This is a genomic window from Vibrio atypicus (assembly GCF_009811315.1).
Lineage (GTDB): Bacteria > Pseudomonadota > Gammaproteobacteria > Enterobacterales > Vibrionaceae > Vibrio > Vibrio atypicus.
Map to the genome: position 1 here is coordinate 50477 of NZ_BLID01000014.1, position 13637 is coordinate 64113.

Below are 13637 nucleotides of genomic sequence, written 5' to 3' on the forward strand. Positions count from 1 at the left end.
TCATGACACTCGAATACTACGTTTACACCCAAGGCGCGACGCTCTTACGGGCACTCAATGCTATCGCGGCGTTCTTTCAATCGGCCAGTTTTGCCTCCATGACTTCCATCGCCTTAATGATTGGGGCCATCATGACCATGGTGCTTTTCTTTGCCACTCGCAACACCAAACACATTTATGTTTGGGCGATTGTCTTTACGCTTGTTCCATCGATGCTCCTGCAACAAACCGCTCGCGTCCAAATCATCGATAAAACCGAACCAAGCGGCGTTTATTCGGTGGACAATGTGCCTTATCTTGTTGCTGTGCCCACTTGGTTTTTCAGCACCATGATGATGGGCGTGACCGAAGCCGTTGAAACCATCTTCATGACCACCGACGATAAACGTTACGGTCGGACAGGCATGATGTTTGGCTCTGAGTTGTATCAGTTATCCAGACAAGCGGATTTAAGAGACATTGAAGTACGCCGAACCTGGAATGACTTTTTCAAAAACTGCATCATTGGTGACATCGAAATCAACCGTAAATACACCTGGAAAGCCCTGCTGAATGCCCCTGATATTTGGGGTTTTCTGGATGGACAATCAATGAGCCCTCTTCGCGGCGTGATGATTAACGGCATGAGCCAGGAATTTAAAACCTGCCGTGAAATTTACCCGGACTTAAAAAGCCAGTTCGGCGTCGCGTCCGCAGACGAGCTTGACCTGATTGGCACATATCTTCATGGCGCAAAAGCGGCGACCTATGCCCCTCACGTTCGCAATGCGCTGCAAAACAGTTATCAGGACTTTATTGGTATCAGCAATAACGCCGTGGACGTACTTCGACAAAATATGACGATAAACGCGATGCGCCGTAGCATTCATGCGCTCAACCCGAATGCCAGTGCCATGAACTACGCCTATACCTCCAACAAAATGCAGCAAACCTCGATGTGGGCAACACTTGGCATGCAAGCGCGTGAGTTCATTCCCATGATGCATACCATGCTGTTTTTCCTGTTCAGTTGCTTAAGCTTTATGATCGCTGCCGCCGCGCTCATTCCAGCGCTCACCAAAATGGTCTTGGTGAACTACATTAAAACCTTTGCGTATTTAGCGACCTGGCCTCCCCTGTTCGCGATTTTGAATGTCCTGATGGTTTGGCCATTGGAAATGACCTCATCTGCCACCGCCGACCCCATGAATGGCCTATCCCTATCGAACGCCAATGCCCTTGATGAGCTCCACACGCGCTTTGGCTATATGGCAGGCTTTCTTATGATGACCATTCCAGTCTTGGCCGGAAAAGTGCTGCAAGGAGGCGTTGCCGCAGCGCAAGCCATGAACTACCAGTTAGCCGGAATGATTAACAGTACCAACGCCCGGGTCTCTGCGGCCAGCTCAACCGGTAATATGGACTTTGGTAACTTGCAGATGCAAAACCACAGTTTCAATAACACCAGTGCCAATAAGTTTGATGACAACCTATTGATGAGAACGGGCATGGCGACCATTCAGCAACAAGATGGCGCCTCCATCACCACGTTGCAAAATGACAGCGGACGCCGACTCTATAACGCTCAAGAAGCCGAGTCCAAACCGATTTGGCAAGCGCAAGCCTCAACCATGTTGCAAAACAGCGTCAGTGACCAATACTCCAGTGCCCTGACCGCGCAAAAACAGAGTATGAATACCTTCACGGATAACTACTCAAACAGCATGCAGCAAAGCGACCGCTGGAATGATAACTGGTCTCGCAGTCTCTCGTATGGGGATGGCCACAGCACGTCTACCGAAGGTCAAATCAATCAATCTTACTCGAAGATGGAATCGGCTATCGATAACATCTCACAAACAATGGGTTGGACACAGGATCAAGCCAGAGCGTATGCCACTGCCGCCAGTACGGGAATTGAAGTGAGCACTCCAGGCAGTTGGATGGGATTTGGGGCTAAAGCGGGCGTCAACTGGAGTGCCGACCAACGTGAGGCGTACAGCAACATGAACGCTGAGCAGAAACAAGCCCTTGAGCAAGCAACGCAGCAATACAGTGAGGGGGCAACCTCAATGGAGCGAGCGGGTCGAACCATTGATACCAAAGAGAACCGCAGCGCAGTGGAGCAATACGCCCATGACTTTGCGCTTAACCATCAACGTCTGCAAAGCAGTGCGGCTTCTGTCAGTGTGTCCAATGCCGAAGTGGCCAGCTTACAAAACATTCAATCTCGCCTTGATACCGATTCGGTGAACTTTAGCGCCAGTGCGGTAACGGGTTTCCAGAATTATTTAGAAGCTACCAACCCCGATAATCCAAATAATGTCGCTCGCCTCATGAACGCCACCAAGCCGGAAGATTTGATGGAAGTACGCAATCAATTTAACGAATACACTCGCAGTGATGCGTTTCAAAACGCCTTTGGGGTCTCGACCTCAACCAGTGACATCGAGGACTTAGGCAAAATGTATCAGCCTAACAACTTAAGCGAGACACCGACGTTATCGCCAGAGCAACAACATGGAGTCAACAGTGGCGCGGCCAATACCAAGAATAAAATCGACGAAGTGACCATCGATATGATCAACTACCAAGGAAGTGACGAGCTTTATGACCATGATGTGTATCGTAACGTGAAAGGCAATGTATTGGTAGCCGGAGGGCACATGCAAAACGAAGCGGATCAGCCTGTGACACCCACGATTGACCCAAACTCGGATGTAGCCAAAACCGTCCAAGACCATCTCGTGACACCGCCACAGATGGATACGGACAGGCCTCCTCATACTGGGTATCAATTGTATGATTCCAATTCCAAAAACCGCGAATAAACAATACTGTTTATTTATACAGCCCTTCATTTAATGTTATTATACCCACTAAATGAAGGGCTATTTACGGAGAACACAGATGAATAAGATACTTACCGTCATTTTAAGCTTGCTGTTCATCGCTCCAACATGGGCGCAGGACAATACTTGGCGCAAAAGCCCAGAGCTCAACGCTCTGATTGCGGAATTAAAGCAACACTATGCTTCCAATGATTTGTCTGACTTTCGTCATGAGCAGATGGCTCAAGTCGATAACCTGTCCTTTTTTATTCAGTACATCGATAAGCCTGATACGCCTGAGCACAAACTGCTTAAGGCTTACCTATGGGGAACTCAACAAGCTTATATGAACAGTATCAATCAGCAAATCGACACTAATGTCGTGCCATGGTTCTGCCCAGGAAGTGGACTAAAAACTGTCAGCCCTAACGCAAAGAATCCAACTCAATTTATAGAAAATATCATTTGGCAAGGGTTAGAGGGAGACTTAAAACGAGCTCCGACAAGATTTAAAGACTACAATGGTGCTGCTGCCTTTATGTCTACGACTAGTCCCATCACATATGGACTAAAATTAAAATACCCATGTTACGAATAACAGCTTTCGTTAACATCATTTATTAAACCCTAATAACAAACCTACACTGCGTGATACTTCCTGTGTCACGCAGTTTTTTATTCCCTCTCAGATCTAATCTCAAAACCAAACCTTATTACTCTTTTTTGCCCTATAGGAGCATTTATGCACACGCCTACCCGCAAGAAAAGCAACCACTTTACCCGTGGCGGACAAGTGACCTTTCACGCCATCACCATGTTCTTCCAAGTGAACAATAAGCTTGTGAAATTCATTGGCTGGGGCGTCGTTGCGCTCACTTTGTTACTGACGTACCTAAATTCCCCGCCCAATGCCTTTTGGGGCGAATTTTATTACTTGCGTAATGTTCTCTACGCAAAATTAGGAAAGCCCCTCGATAGCCCTGTCACCACCATTTGGGAAGGTGAGCGCTACACTGACACCCTCGCCTCTCAACTGCAAAACTCTGTTCTCCTCGATATCCACGCCACCATTTGGCACAACGTTCAAATCTACTTTCTGATTGCTTTAGTGATAGGTATGGCCATCTTCATGATCGCCTTACGCTTTTTTAAAGAGCAAGGCGAAAAACAGAGTGAAGATTTTCATATCCGAGGCTTTCGCTTAGCCCCGCCAGAAGCCATCACCAAAGAGCTCAAAGCACGAGCAAAAGCCAAAAAGAAACGAGGCTATGGGGATGGGTCAATATCGAGTTTTAAAATCGATGGTCATGCGCTTTTAAAGCAGTACTTCGAAGTTCAGCACTTACTCATTGATGGCACCACAGGAGCGGGAAAATCCATCATGATCCGCAAACTGGTGCGTTGGATACGCGCCCAAGGGGATAAAGCCATCATCTACGATAAGGGATGTACCTTTACAGGAAAATTCTACAACCCTGCGACCGACGTTCTCCTCAATCCCTTTGATAAACGCTGCGCTAACTGGGATGTCTGGAGTGATGCTATTGAGGCGCCGGATTTTGAAAACATGGCCGCCGCATTGATCCCTCAACATGGTGAAGGCGATCCATTTTGGGTCGATTCAGCACGTACCATCTTCTCATCAACTGCCTACCGAATGAGTCAAGACAATAAGCCTTGTACCACCGAGCGATTGCTGAGTTTAATATTAACCTCAGAACTGGAAACGCTTGGCAACTTCTTAGAAGGTACAGAGTCCGCCTCCCTTGTCTCAAAAGACATTAAGAAAACCGCGATTTCCATCAAATCGGTGTTGGCCACTTACATCAAAAGCCTGCGCTTTTTGGATGGCCTGAATAACGAAGCACGCCCTGATAAACTCAGACAAAAGTTCTCAATCACAAACTGGGTTCAAGACGATAACCAAAAAGGCTTTTTGTTTCTTTCTAGCAATGCGCAGCAACATGCTTCACTAAGACCACTGATATCGATGTGGTTAGCCATTGCTTCCAATGCCATTCTAGGACTGAAAGAAGACGAAGAGCGCCGTATCTGGGTCATTATGGATGAGATGCCGAGCTTGCATAAATTACCTGAACTGGGCTCTATCATTGCCGAAGTTCGTAAGTTTGGGGGATGCTATCTGATTGGTATTCAGTCGTATGCGCAGCTCGTCAAAACATACGGGAAAAATGCCGCTGAAGAGATGTTCGATTTACTCAACACGCGCTTCTTCTTTCGAGCACCTTCTGAGCCTATGGCGCGTATCTCAGCGAAAGACTTGGGTGAACAAGAAGTCGATGTGTCAAAAGAAAATGTTTCTTACGGCGCAAATACCTTGCGTGATGGTGTCTCTCTTGGCCATCAAACCATTACACGCCCTGTCGTGTCTGCTAGCGAAATCCAAGCCTTGGATGATCTGCAATGTTATCTACGCTCACCTGGCATTGATCTCATCACGAGGCTCGATCTGGAATTCGACAAAATGCGTGATGTTTGTCCATCGTTTGATAAGCGCACCATTGTGCTTTCGTCTGCAATGAACAAAGTATATGAACAAGCGATCTACCATGAATGCGTGGCGCCAGGACTGTATTTGAATGAAGAAGATCGCCGTAAGCTAACGGACGCCCAAGAGGCGAACTTTGAAAACGAAGCACAGATGAAAGTGGAAACCGATCAAATTCAGCAAGCGATAAAAAGTGAGACCGTGAGCGAGCTGGTCAACAAAGACCCGAAGCTAGCCCAAGAGCAAGCCTATCAAGAGGAAGCGCAGCGCAATATTGAAGAAGCCGCCATTACTCAAGAGGTGGAAATGAGTGATATGTGCGACTGAAGAAGCGTCTAGCTAATAATGAGGATAAGACAATGACAGACACTCAAGACATTCCCCCCTTTCAATACCCTGTCAAAGACAGTTCTGAGCCAAGTTATTCAAGGAAAAAGCCCTCAAAAGAGCAAAGCGAACTGAAAAAAATTCGAGATCGCATTGAGAAAATTGAAGAACAACAAGCTTGGGAAGCCCTTTGGGGGGAAAGATACACTTTAAGAGTGAGAACAACGTATGACGACAAGACATATCTTCGGAATGAGTTTACTGGTTATCGTCTCGGGAGCCAGTGTGGCTAAACCACTCGGCAATACCACCATTACCTCTTTCAACACCGCCAAGAAGATCATGCAAAAGCATGTGTACACCACCACAGAGCTACGTAAAACGCTCTATTGCGATGCCACATTTAACGCGAAAAAAGAAATCACGCTCCCAAGTGGTTTCAAGACCAACAAATACAAAAATCGATTGAAACGTTGGGAAGCCGAGCACATCGTTCCGGCAGAAAACTTTGGACGAACCTTTATTGAGTGGCGCGAAGGACACCCGCAATGCATCGATAACAAAGGAAAAGCGTTTAAAGGCCGTAAATGCGCAGAAAAGGTCAACACCGAGTATCGCCTGATGCAATCGGATTTGTATAACCTCTACCCTGCAATTGGCAGTGTCAATGCGGCAAGGGAAAACTACAACTTCACACTACTGCCCCATGCAACGTCCAACTTCGGTCAATGCGATGTGCGTATTGATGGTAGGAAAGTACAGCCGCCGGAGTCGTCCCGTGGCGCGATTGCTCGCACGTATTTGTAGTTTGAAGCGGTCTATCCTCGATACTCAATGAGTAAAGCACAAAGGCAGTTAATGCAAGCTTGGGACAAACAATACCCAACAACAAAAGTGGAATGTCAGCGAGCTCAACGGATAAAGCAACAACAAGGCAATACCAACCCTATCCTTGCCGCTCGTTGTCATTAACTCTCTACCCCTCAATAATCACCAGAGTAGCCATACCCCTGCATTTTGTTACAATGCTCCTGGGCGCTTAGACATACCCATGTCGAAGCGTTAGCCAAAACATGGATATGAAAAAGCCCCGAATGAACCATAAATTCAAACGAGGCCTTTACCATGTATAAGCAACTTGATAATAGCCTCTTACTTCATAGGAGGCAAGTTATGCCTAAAAAAACGGCTCTCGCAGCCTTAGTCGTGGTCTGCATCACGGCGGTCATTCTCACTGCGCTTTATACCGGTTCGCTCTGCGATATCCGCTACAAAGATCAGCAAAATGACTTAAGCATCAAACTTGCCTACGAAGTAAGATAAGGTCAAAGGGCAAGAGCTTGCTCTTGTCCTTTCCTTTATCTCTTTGTGAATCTGGTTTCTAAGCGCCCCTACTCTTGGTGGTTCCCGTAAAGGAAACACCACAATGATGTCCATCAGCCCTTTAAGATCGCCCTCTAACGCTGCTCAATACTACTTAAACGAAGAAAACACCCAAGACCACCCAGACACCTCTCTCGAAAAAGACGCAAGCGACAACTATTACCTCAAGGAAAAACAACAAGGTGAAAACACCTTTTGGCATGGAAAATTAGCACAAGAAGCAAGATTGCTTGGTAAACCTGTAGAACAAAAAACCTTAGAGACTATCCTCTCTGGCACACTCAATGATGAAACCATTAAGGGCAAGCGAGAAGACCATAAAAGTGGATTCGATCTCACTTTTTCTGCTCCTAAAAACGCCAGCATACTCGCATTGGTCGGTGGGGATTCACGCCTGATTGAAGCGCACAACAACGCGGTGAAATTTGCCCTCTCAGAGTTAGAGAAGGACGTAGCTCAGGCCACGCACACTAACGAAGCTGGCGAGCGCGAGTTTCACAATACTCAGTCCATGATTTTTGCGGTTGTTCGTCATAAAACCAGTCGCAACAACGATCCACAAGTTCACTCCCATGCCCTCGCTGCCAATATGACCCGAGATCAGGAAGGCAACTTACGTACACTCGCGTCTAACTTAAAACAGAAAGGCGGCGTCATTAACGGCAGTGGCGAGCGCATCTATAACTTTCAGAAGTATTACACTGCCCTTTACCAAAGCCAGTTCGCCAGAGAATCCGAAGAATTGGGTTTCCAAACAAAAGGACTCGGTAACGCTCAATTTGATATCGATGGCGTCCCTGAGTCATTACATAAAGCGTTCTCAACACGCAAACAGCAAATTGACCAACAGGTAATGGAGTTTGGCCATGATACCCAAGCAAGTAGAGACACCGCAGCCCTTGATACCCGACAGAGAAAAACTTACCACTGCGATGCGACCTTAAACCACAAATGGCAACAAACCGTAAAAGGTGAAGGTTTTGACCCTGCCCTTTTGGTCAAGCAAAGCCAAGCAATGCCTCAAAAAGGCGGCCATGCCATGCAGCAAGCCCATGAAGCGTTTTCACATGCAATGACGCACTTGGGGCAGTACTCAACCTCATTGAGCCTTGAGAAAGTGATTGAGGTCGCGGCCTCAGACTTTACGAAAGGAACACAGCAAGCCAATGCGATTGATTTAAAGCAAGTCGCCGACGAGTGGATAAAAAACGGCCAGCTTGTGCCACTGGCTGAGAAAGGACACTACACCTCCCAAACGATGCTGAAAAACGAAAAAGCACTCATGGACATCACTAAGGGACGGACTCATAACATGCGCACTAATATCGATGAACCGACCCTAAACCGTCTCAATATTGCCCAAGATAATCGCCAAAAAGTGGCCGACATTTATGGCTCAACCAAACAGTTTCACGTGGTCAACGTATTTGGTTCTTCCGAGCAAATCGCGCAAAACCTACTTAACGCAGGCAACCACAGTGGTAAGCGAGTACAGCTTGTCTCTCAAAACACCCAACACCACCGCCATAATCAACAAAACATCCCCCGAGAAAGCCACACCTTTGCCACTTGGGTTAAGCATTTATTTCAAGACGATCAGCGTCATACCTTACAAGGTCTACTTGATTCTAAGCACCCGCTGACCAACAAGGACATTGTTTTAGTCGATAACGCAAACAAAATGAGTGCGAATGAACTGCTCTCACTCAGTGAAAAAGCCGGTAACAGCAACAGTAAAGTTATCTTACTTAACCGTGTCTCAAACCGCCAAGGCATGAAAGCGCACAGCGCTATCGACCTTTACAGTAAAGGAAATGTCACGACGCACACCTGGGTCAACAGCAAACAAGCGGATAGCGTCGTGCGATTGCATAATCGAGAGGATCACAACATCGCTCTCACTTACGCCGACTTGCCCGACAAAACCAATGCTCAAGTATTGGCAACCTCTGGAGTCGAACAACGGCGATTAACCAATGAGATACGCACCGCTTTGAAGAACGATGGTCAACTCTCGCGTACCAGTGTCACTGTCTTCACCCAGCAACCGCATTACCTTTCAAAGCCACAACAACAATTTGCAAAGCATTACCAATCCGGTATGACCCTCAGACAATGGGATAAGGGAAAACCTCACGACTTCGTGATCGCCAGTGTCGATAAAGCCTCTAACACCCTAGAGGTTTTGAGCAAAACGGACGGTAAAGCGAGCACTTTTGACCCTTCATCTAAAGCGTTTCAATCTATGAACATGCAATTGTACAAACCAGACGCCCTTGAGATCTCACAAGGCGAACGTATTCTGGCCACAAATAAGCACTTTCCTTCTCAACTCGAAGCTGGACACCGTTACCTCGTCACGTCCATCACTAAAAACTCATTAACACTAACCAATCAACAAGGGCAATCAAGTACGCTCCCTCTAGATAAATTGAAAGACGCACCACTCACGTATGACTATGCTCACTCAGCAAATCACTTTGAGCCTAGAGAACATACCTTACTGTCGGGAAAAGCCTTTACGCTCTCAAAAGAGTTGCTTAATGACCTAACAGAAAACAGCCGTCGTTTAGATATCTTCACCGATCATCCAGAAAAAGCGCAGCAAGCGTTGGAAAAAGGCGAAATAAGGCCATCATCTATCGAGCGAGTTCTACATACTCAGAACATCAATGACCGCTATCTATCTGAAGCAACGCAGCCAACCCTCAGACACGACATTGAACACGCTATCGGTGCTCTCGCGAAAGAGCAACAAGCGCCCGAGTCAGAGAAAGCGGTGAATTTCGCCCTAAACCACCTGTCAGAAAAAGAGGCCGGATTTACTCAAAAAGAGCTCGTGATTGAGGCGGTACGTTATGCCTTTGAGGAAACCAATAGTCCGATCACCAAAGCGCAGATTGAAGCCGAGTTGGCGAAACGCAGTGACGCCCTTTCTGCCGAATACAGTGACGGTACACGTTGGACGACAGAGGCGGCAATCGAGACCGAGAAGCATATCCTCGGAAACATTGAAAAAGGAAAAGGACAGCATAAGCCGTTCAGCTCCTCTAAGCAGGTTCATCAGTACCTTAAAAACCACCCTAGCCTGACTCACGGCCAAGGTAATGCCATTCATTTGATTTCAACGACACCCGATAGTTTTGTCGGTATTCAAGGTTTAGCCGGTACGGGTAAGTCCACGATGCTCGAAACCAACATCGAACTCATCGAGCACGTCGCCCAAGCGGGGAAAAACCAACCTGATCGAATTATTGGTCTTGCCCCCACTCACTCAGCTGTCGGGGAATTGGAAAGTAAAGGTGTCAAAGCGCAAACTCTGGAGAGCTTACTCACCGATATTCGCCAGGGCCGAACCTCACCAGAAGACTATAAAAACACCTTATTCTTTCTGGATGAAAGTTCGATGGTCAGCAATAAGCAAGCGAAGGAGCTCACTGACTTGGTACTACAAAGCCAATCTAAAGCGGTGTTATTAGGTGATAAAGAGCAATTGCTCTCTCTTAATGCGGGTAAGCCGTTCGAGTTGGCCATGACAAAAAGCATCATCGATACCGCGCAGATCATCGACTCAGAGCAAATGACCGACATCATTCGTCAGTGCAACAAAGCGACGTTAGGTGCAGTGCATAACATTCTCGATAAACAACCTGACAGTGCGCTCGACAAACTCTGTCAACAAGGCGCTGATAGACAAGGAAAAACGCAACATGTCATTTCAACACTTACCGATAACCCTCAAGACCCTCGAAAAGCGCAGCAAATCGCGACTGAGAAGCTTCCTTATGAAGTTGCACAAGATTACCTATCACGTACTCAAGAAACGCGCGAAAATACGCTTATCATCGCTTACACGAACAATGAGCGAGATGCCATCACTGAGCACATTCGCCACGGTTTAATAAAAAAGAACGAGTTAGGCAAAGAAAATGTCATTGTGCCAAGACTTCGTTCTATCGGCGCCAGTGGCGAAGAGCTCAAAACCATGATGCCGTACCAAAAAGGGCTTGTACTCAGTACCAAGCCAGGGCAATACGGAACCATCACCAAAGTCGATTCTGAACATGGTGTGGTCATGGTAAAGAGCCACGAGACAGGAAAAGAAAGCGCGTTTTTACCAAGGCATCGCGATCATAAGTTTACTGCCCTGTTTTCGGCCTCGCATAAACCGCTATCGACAGGCGATAAGATCATCACCCGCTTTACAGATAAAAGTCGCGGCATTAAGGCCAACGTCGTACACCACATTGTTCAAGCTGACAATAACGCCGTGATTGCCCAATCCAAAAATGGACAATCACTCACGATCGATCCAGAGAAACTTAAGGATGGTCATTGGGATTACGCCTATACCCGAACCGCAGATATGGCGCAAGGTGCCACGTACCAAAACGTCATTACCTCTATCAAAGGGAAAGGTGCTCTGACTAACCTAAGACGTGCTTACATCGATTTAACAAGGGCGAGTGAACACGTCAGACTCTACACCGATAACCCAAAACAGATGATGAAGAGCTGGTTATCCAAAGAGGTCAACAAAGCCAGTGCGATTGAAACCGTTAAGCAAATAGCCCCTCAATCGACCACGTATTTTAATGACAACGCCCTCCCTCATGAAGACGTTCGTTATCAAAACAAGAGTGGGGATTTTGATTACAACAAATTCAGAGAACACATTAACTCTGAGTTGCCAAAATACACAGAAAGCCTAGCCACTCACCTATTAGGAGCACCTAACAAATCGAAATCTGATCGAGACTATTTAACGTTTGGTACGGGTAAGTCCGCCATTAAAGTCAGTTTAACGGGGGACTATCGCGGTTATTTCAAAGATTACACAACAGGAGAAAAAGGCTCGCTGATTAATCTAATGATGAGTCATAAAGACCTCAGCTATAAAGAGGCGATGAACGAGGCTCATAACCTATTAAATAATCCTGAACACTATCAAGTAGCGATTAACAAGGATCACGAAAAGCTTATGAATACAACACCAAAACACGTTGCTCAATTTGAACAGCGAGCGAAAGATTATTTACAAGAGAGCCAAGAACTGAAAGGAACATTAGTCGAACAATACCTCAATAAGCTAGGCATTAAAGAAGCAGAGAACGACAACGTTCGTTTCCATCCCGCAGTTTACTCGTCAGAAGATCAAGCGTTTCACCCTGCTATGATCGTAAACATTCATAACCAGAAAGGAGAGACACGAGCTATTGAAATTACCTATCTTGATCATAATGCCAATAAAGATATTGATATGGACGTTAACCCAAGGGTATTAGGCACTAAATCGAAGCAAATGACCGTCTTTAATCAAGGACGGGATTTAAACACCACTATTATCAGTACAGGAATTGAGCAATCATTCATTATTAACGAACATACTCAAGGCCAATATGACATCATTAATGTTAACCAAAAAAATGATATCCAGAACATATCCCCTGATGAGGTAAGACAAAATGTCATTATTGTATTGACGAGCCAAAACTTAGAAATCAATTCAAATAACATGGAAAAGATCATTGAAAAGTTCTCCTCTCCTAACATTCACTTTGTTACGGAAGAAGATATGATCAAGCAAATAGCAGATTGCGTTCAGTTATTTGAAGGGAAAGAAAAGGACGCTAACATTGGTCTTAGCAACCATGAGGAGTTACCGATAAAATCGGATAATCATCATAAAGAAATTATTTCTTCTAGTCACAAAGATCAAAAAAGCAAAGAGCTAGAGCACTTTGACCATAAAGAGCATTCTCCACAGAGAGAACTTGAGTTAAATAAAGAACCTAACATTGATAATGGTTGGGAGTTAGAACGATAAAAAAGGGTAGCCATTGGGCTACCCTTTTTTTTTGCCTTCAAGGTACTCATCGACTTTATTATTAACATCCGCTGTCACTACATTACGCAGTTCATTTGCTTCAGGCTTGTTCCGATAAAACGCTTCACCATCGAAACCTTGCGTATAATCCAAATTTACTGTGCCTTGCGTCTGTCTAATACGACGATACATTTCTTCCAGCAACTCTCTGTTCGAAGGACGATCATCTTCGCTATCATTCAACTTGATCCGCAAAGCAAAACTCAAAAGATCGCGCACCGCTTCCGCATCGCTAAGCTTTTCTCTTTGCTGGTAGGTGTCAAAATCGGTCTCTAATTTTCCCTTAACGGAGGCTTGCAACACTCGACTTCTCGCCATGATCCACTCCCTTTGCCTGTTAGAAAATAGATAATATATTACAATAACTATCAAATAACATCTTAATACACAAAGGATCAGAATTATCCTTCAAGCATTGGTAGATAAGGGGTAAATACATATTAAATACAATAGTAATAATTTTGCATTTAATTGGCCGATAGCCCTTACCAGTAAAGGGCTAAATAACAATGTAATACAGCTACATTATTTTCAATTAACATTCACTCCAAGTTTTAGTGAAGAATTTGAAAATTTTTTCACCATTTCAGATTAAGCACTGGAGCACACTATATCATTGTTTTTTAAGTCTTTATCTTTCCCACATACAACCATTCGGATTGAAAATCAATCCGCCGTGGGGTGTGGGGAGGAAAAGACGAGTAAAGGCCCAAGTGGACAG

General features: G+C 45.6%; 7 protein-coding genes and 1 pseudogene. 7 read left to right on the forward strand and 1 reads right to left on the reverse strand.

Annotated elements, in window-relative coordinates:
* Positions 1 to 2 precede the first annotated feature (2 nt).
* The 7 genes and pseudogenes from GVO60_RS20850 (at position 3) to traI (ending at position 12856) form a co-directional block, all read left to right on the forward strand.
* The gene (locus GVO60_RS20850; RefSeq protein ID WP_159657498.1) at positions 3 to 2810 is read left to right on the forward strand and encodes a conjugal transfer protein TraG N-terminal domain-containing protein; all 2808 of its coding nucleotides are present in this window, start codon (positions 3 to 5) and stop codon (positions 2808 to 2810) included.
* Between the two features lie 79 nt (positions 2811 to 2889).
* Complete coding sequence (locus tag GVO60_RS20855; protein WP_159657500.1) at positions 2890 to 3408, forward strand: hypothetical protein; 519 nt, start codon at positions 2890 to 2892, stop codon at positions 3406 to 3408.
* Between the two features lie 144 nt (positions 3409 to 3552).
* Entirely contained in the window at positions 3553 to 5646 is a 2094-nt protein-coding gene (gene traD, locus GVO60_RS20860) for a type IV conjugative transfer system coupling protein TraD (protein ID WP_159657502.1), read from the forward strand.
* Positions 5647 to 5678: 32 nt separating this feature from the next.
* Positions 5679 to 5939, forward strand: coding sequence for a hypothetical protein (locus GVO60_RS20865; RefSeq protein WP_159657504.1), 261 nt, complete (start codon positions 5679 to 5681; stop codon positions 5937 to 5939).
* A 49-nt stretch (positions 5940 to 5988) separates the two neighbouring features.
* Positions 5989 to 6618: pseudogene (locus tag GVO60_RS20870) on the forward strand (endonuclease).
* Positions 6619 to 6819: 201 nt separating this feature from the next.
* Positions 6820 to 6969 (forward strand): Hok/Gef family protein, encoded by a 150-nt coding sequence (locus tag GVO60_RS20875; RefSeq protein ID WP_118894345.1) that lies wholly within the window; start codon positions 6820 to 6822, stop codon positions 6967 to 6969.
* A gap of 103 nt (positions 6970 to 7072) precedes the next feature.
* Positions 7073 to 12856 carry a conjugative transfer relaxase/helicase TraI gene (traI, locus tag GVO60_RS20880; RefSeq protein ID WP_159657506.1) on the forward strand — a complete coding sequence of 1928 codons (5784 nt, stop codon included), beginning with the start codon at positions 7073 to 7075 and terminating at the stop codon, positions 12854 to 12856.
* 18 nt (positions 12857 to 12874) lie between these two features.
* Here the strand turns inward: traI and GVO60_RS20885 are convergent, their stop codons facing one another.
* Positions 12875 to 13234 carry a hypothetical protein gene (locus tag GVO60_RS20885; protein WP_159657508.1) on the reverse strand — a complete coding sequence of 120 codons (360 nt, stop codon included), beginning with the start codon at positions 13232 to 13234 and terminating at the stop codon, positions 12875 to 12877.
* Positions 13235 to 13637 lie beyond the last annotated feature (403 nt).

Excerpts from the sequence above, each read along its gene's own strand:
- GVO60_RS20850 (WP_159657498.1), top strand. The coding sequence starts at position 3 with ATGACACTCGAATACTACGTTTACACCCAAGGCGCGACGCTCTTACGG.
- GVO60_RS20855 (WP_159657500.1), top strand. The coding sequence starts at position 2,890 with ATGAATAAGATACTTACCGTCATTTTAAGCTTGCTGTTCATCGCTCCA.
- traD (WP_159657502.1), top strand. The coding sequence starts at position 3,553 with ATGCACACGCCTACCCGCAAGAAAAGCAACCACTTTACCCGTGGCGGA.
- GVO60_RS20865 (WP_159657504.1), top strand. The coding sequence starts at position 5,679 with ATGACAGACACTCAAGACATTCCCCCCTTTCAATACCCTGTCAAAGAC.
- GVO60_RS20875 (WP_118894345.1), top strand. The coding sequence starts at position 6,820 with ATGCCTAAAAAAACGGCTCTCGCAGCCTTAGTCGTGGTCTGCATCACG.
- traI (WP_159657506.1), top strand. The coding sequence starts at position 7,073 with ATGATGTCCATCAGCCCTTTAAGATCGCCCTCTAACGCTGCTCAATAC.
- GVO60_RS20885 (WP_159657508.1), bottom strand. The coding sequence starts at position 13,234 with ATGGCGAGAAGTCGAGTGTTGCAAGCCTCCGTTAAGGGAAAATTAGAG.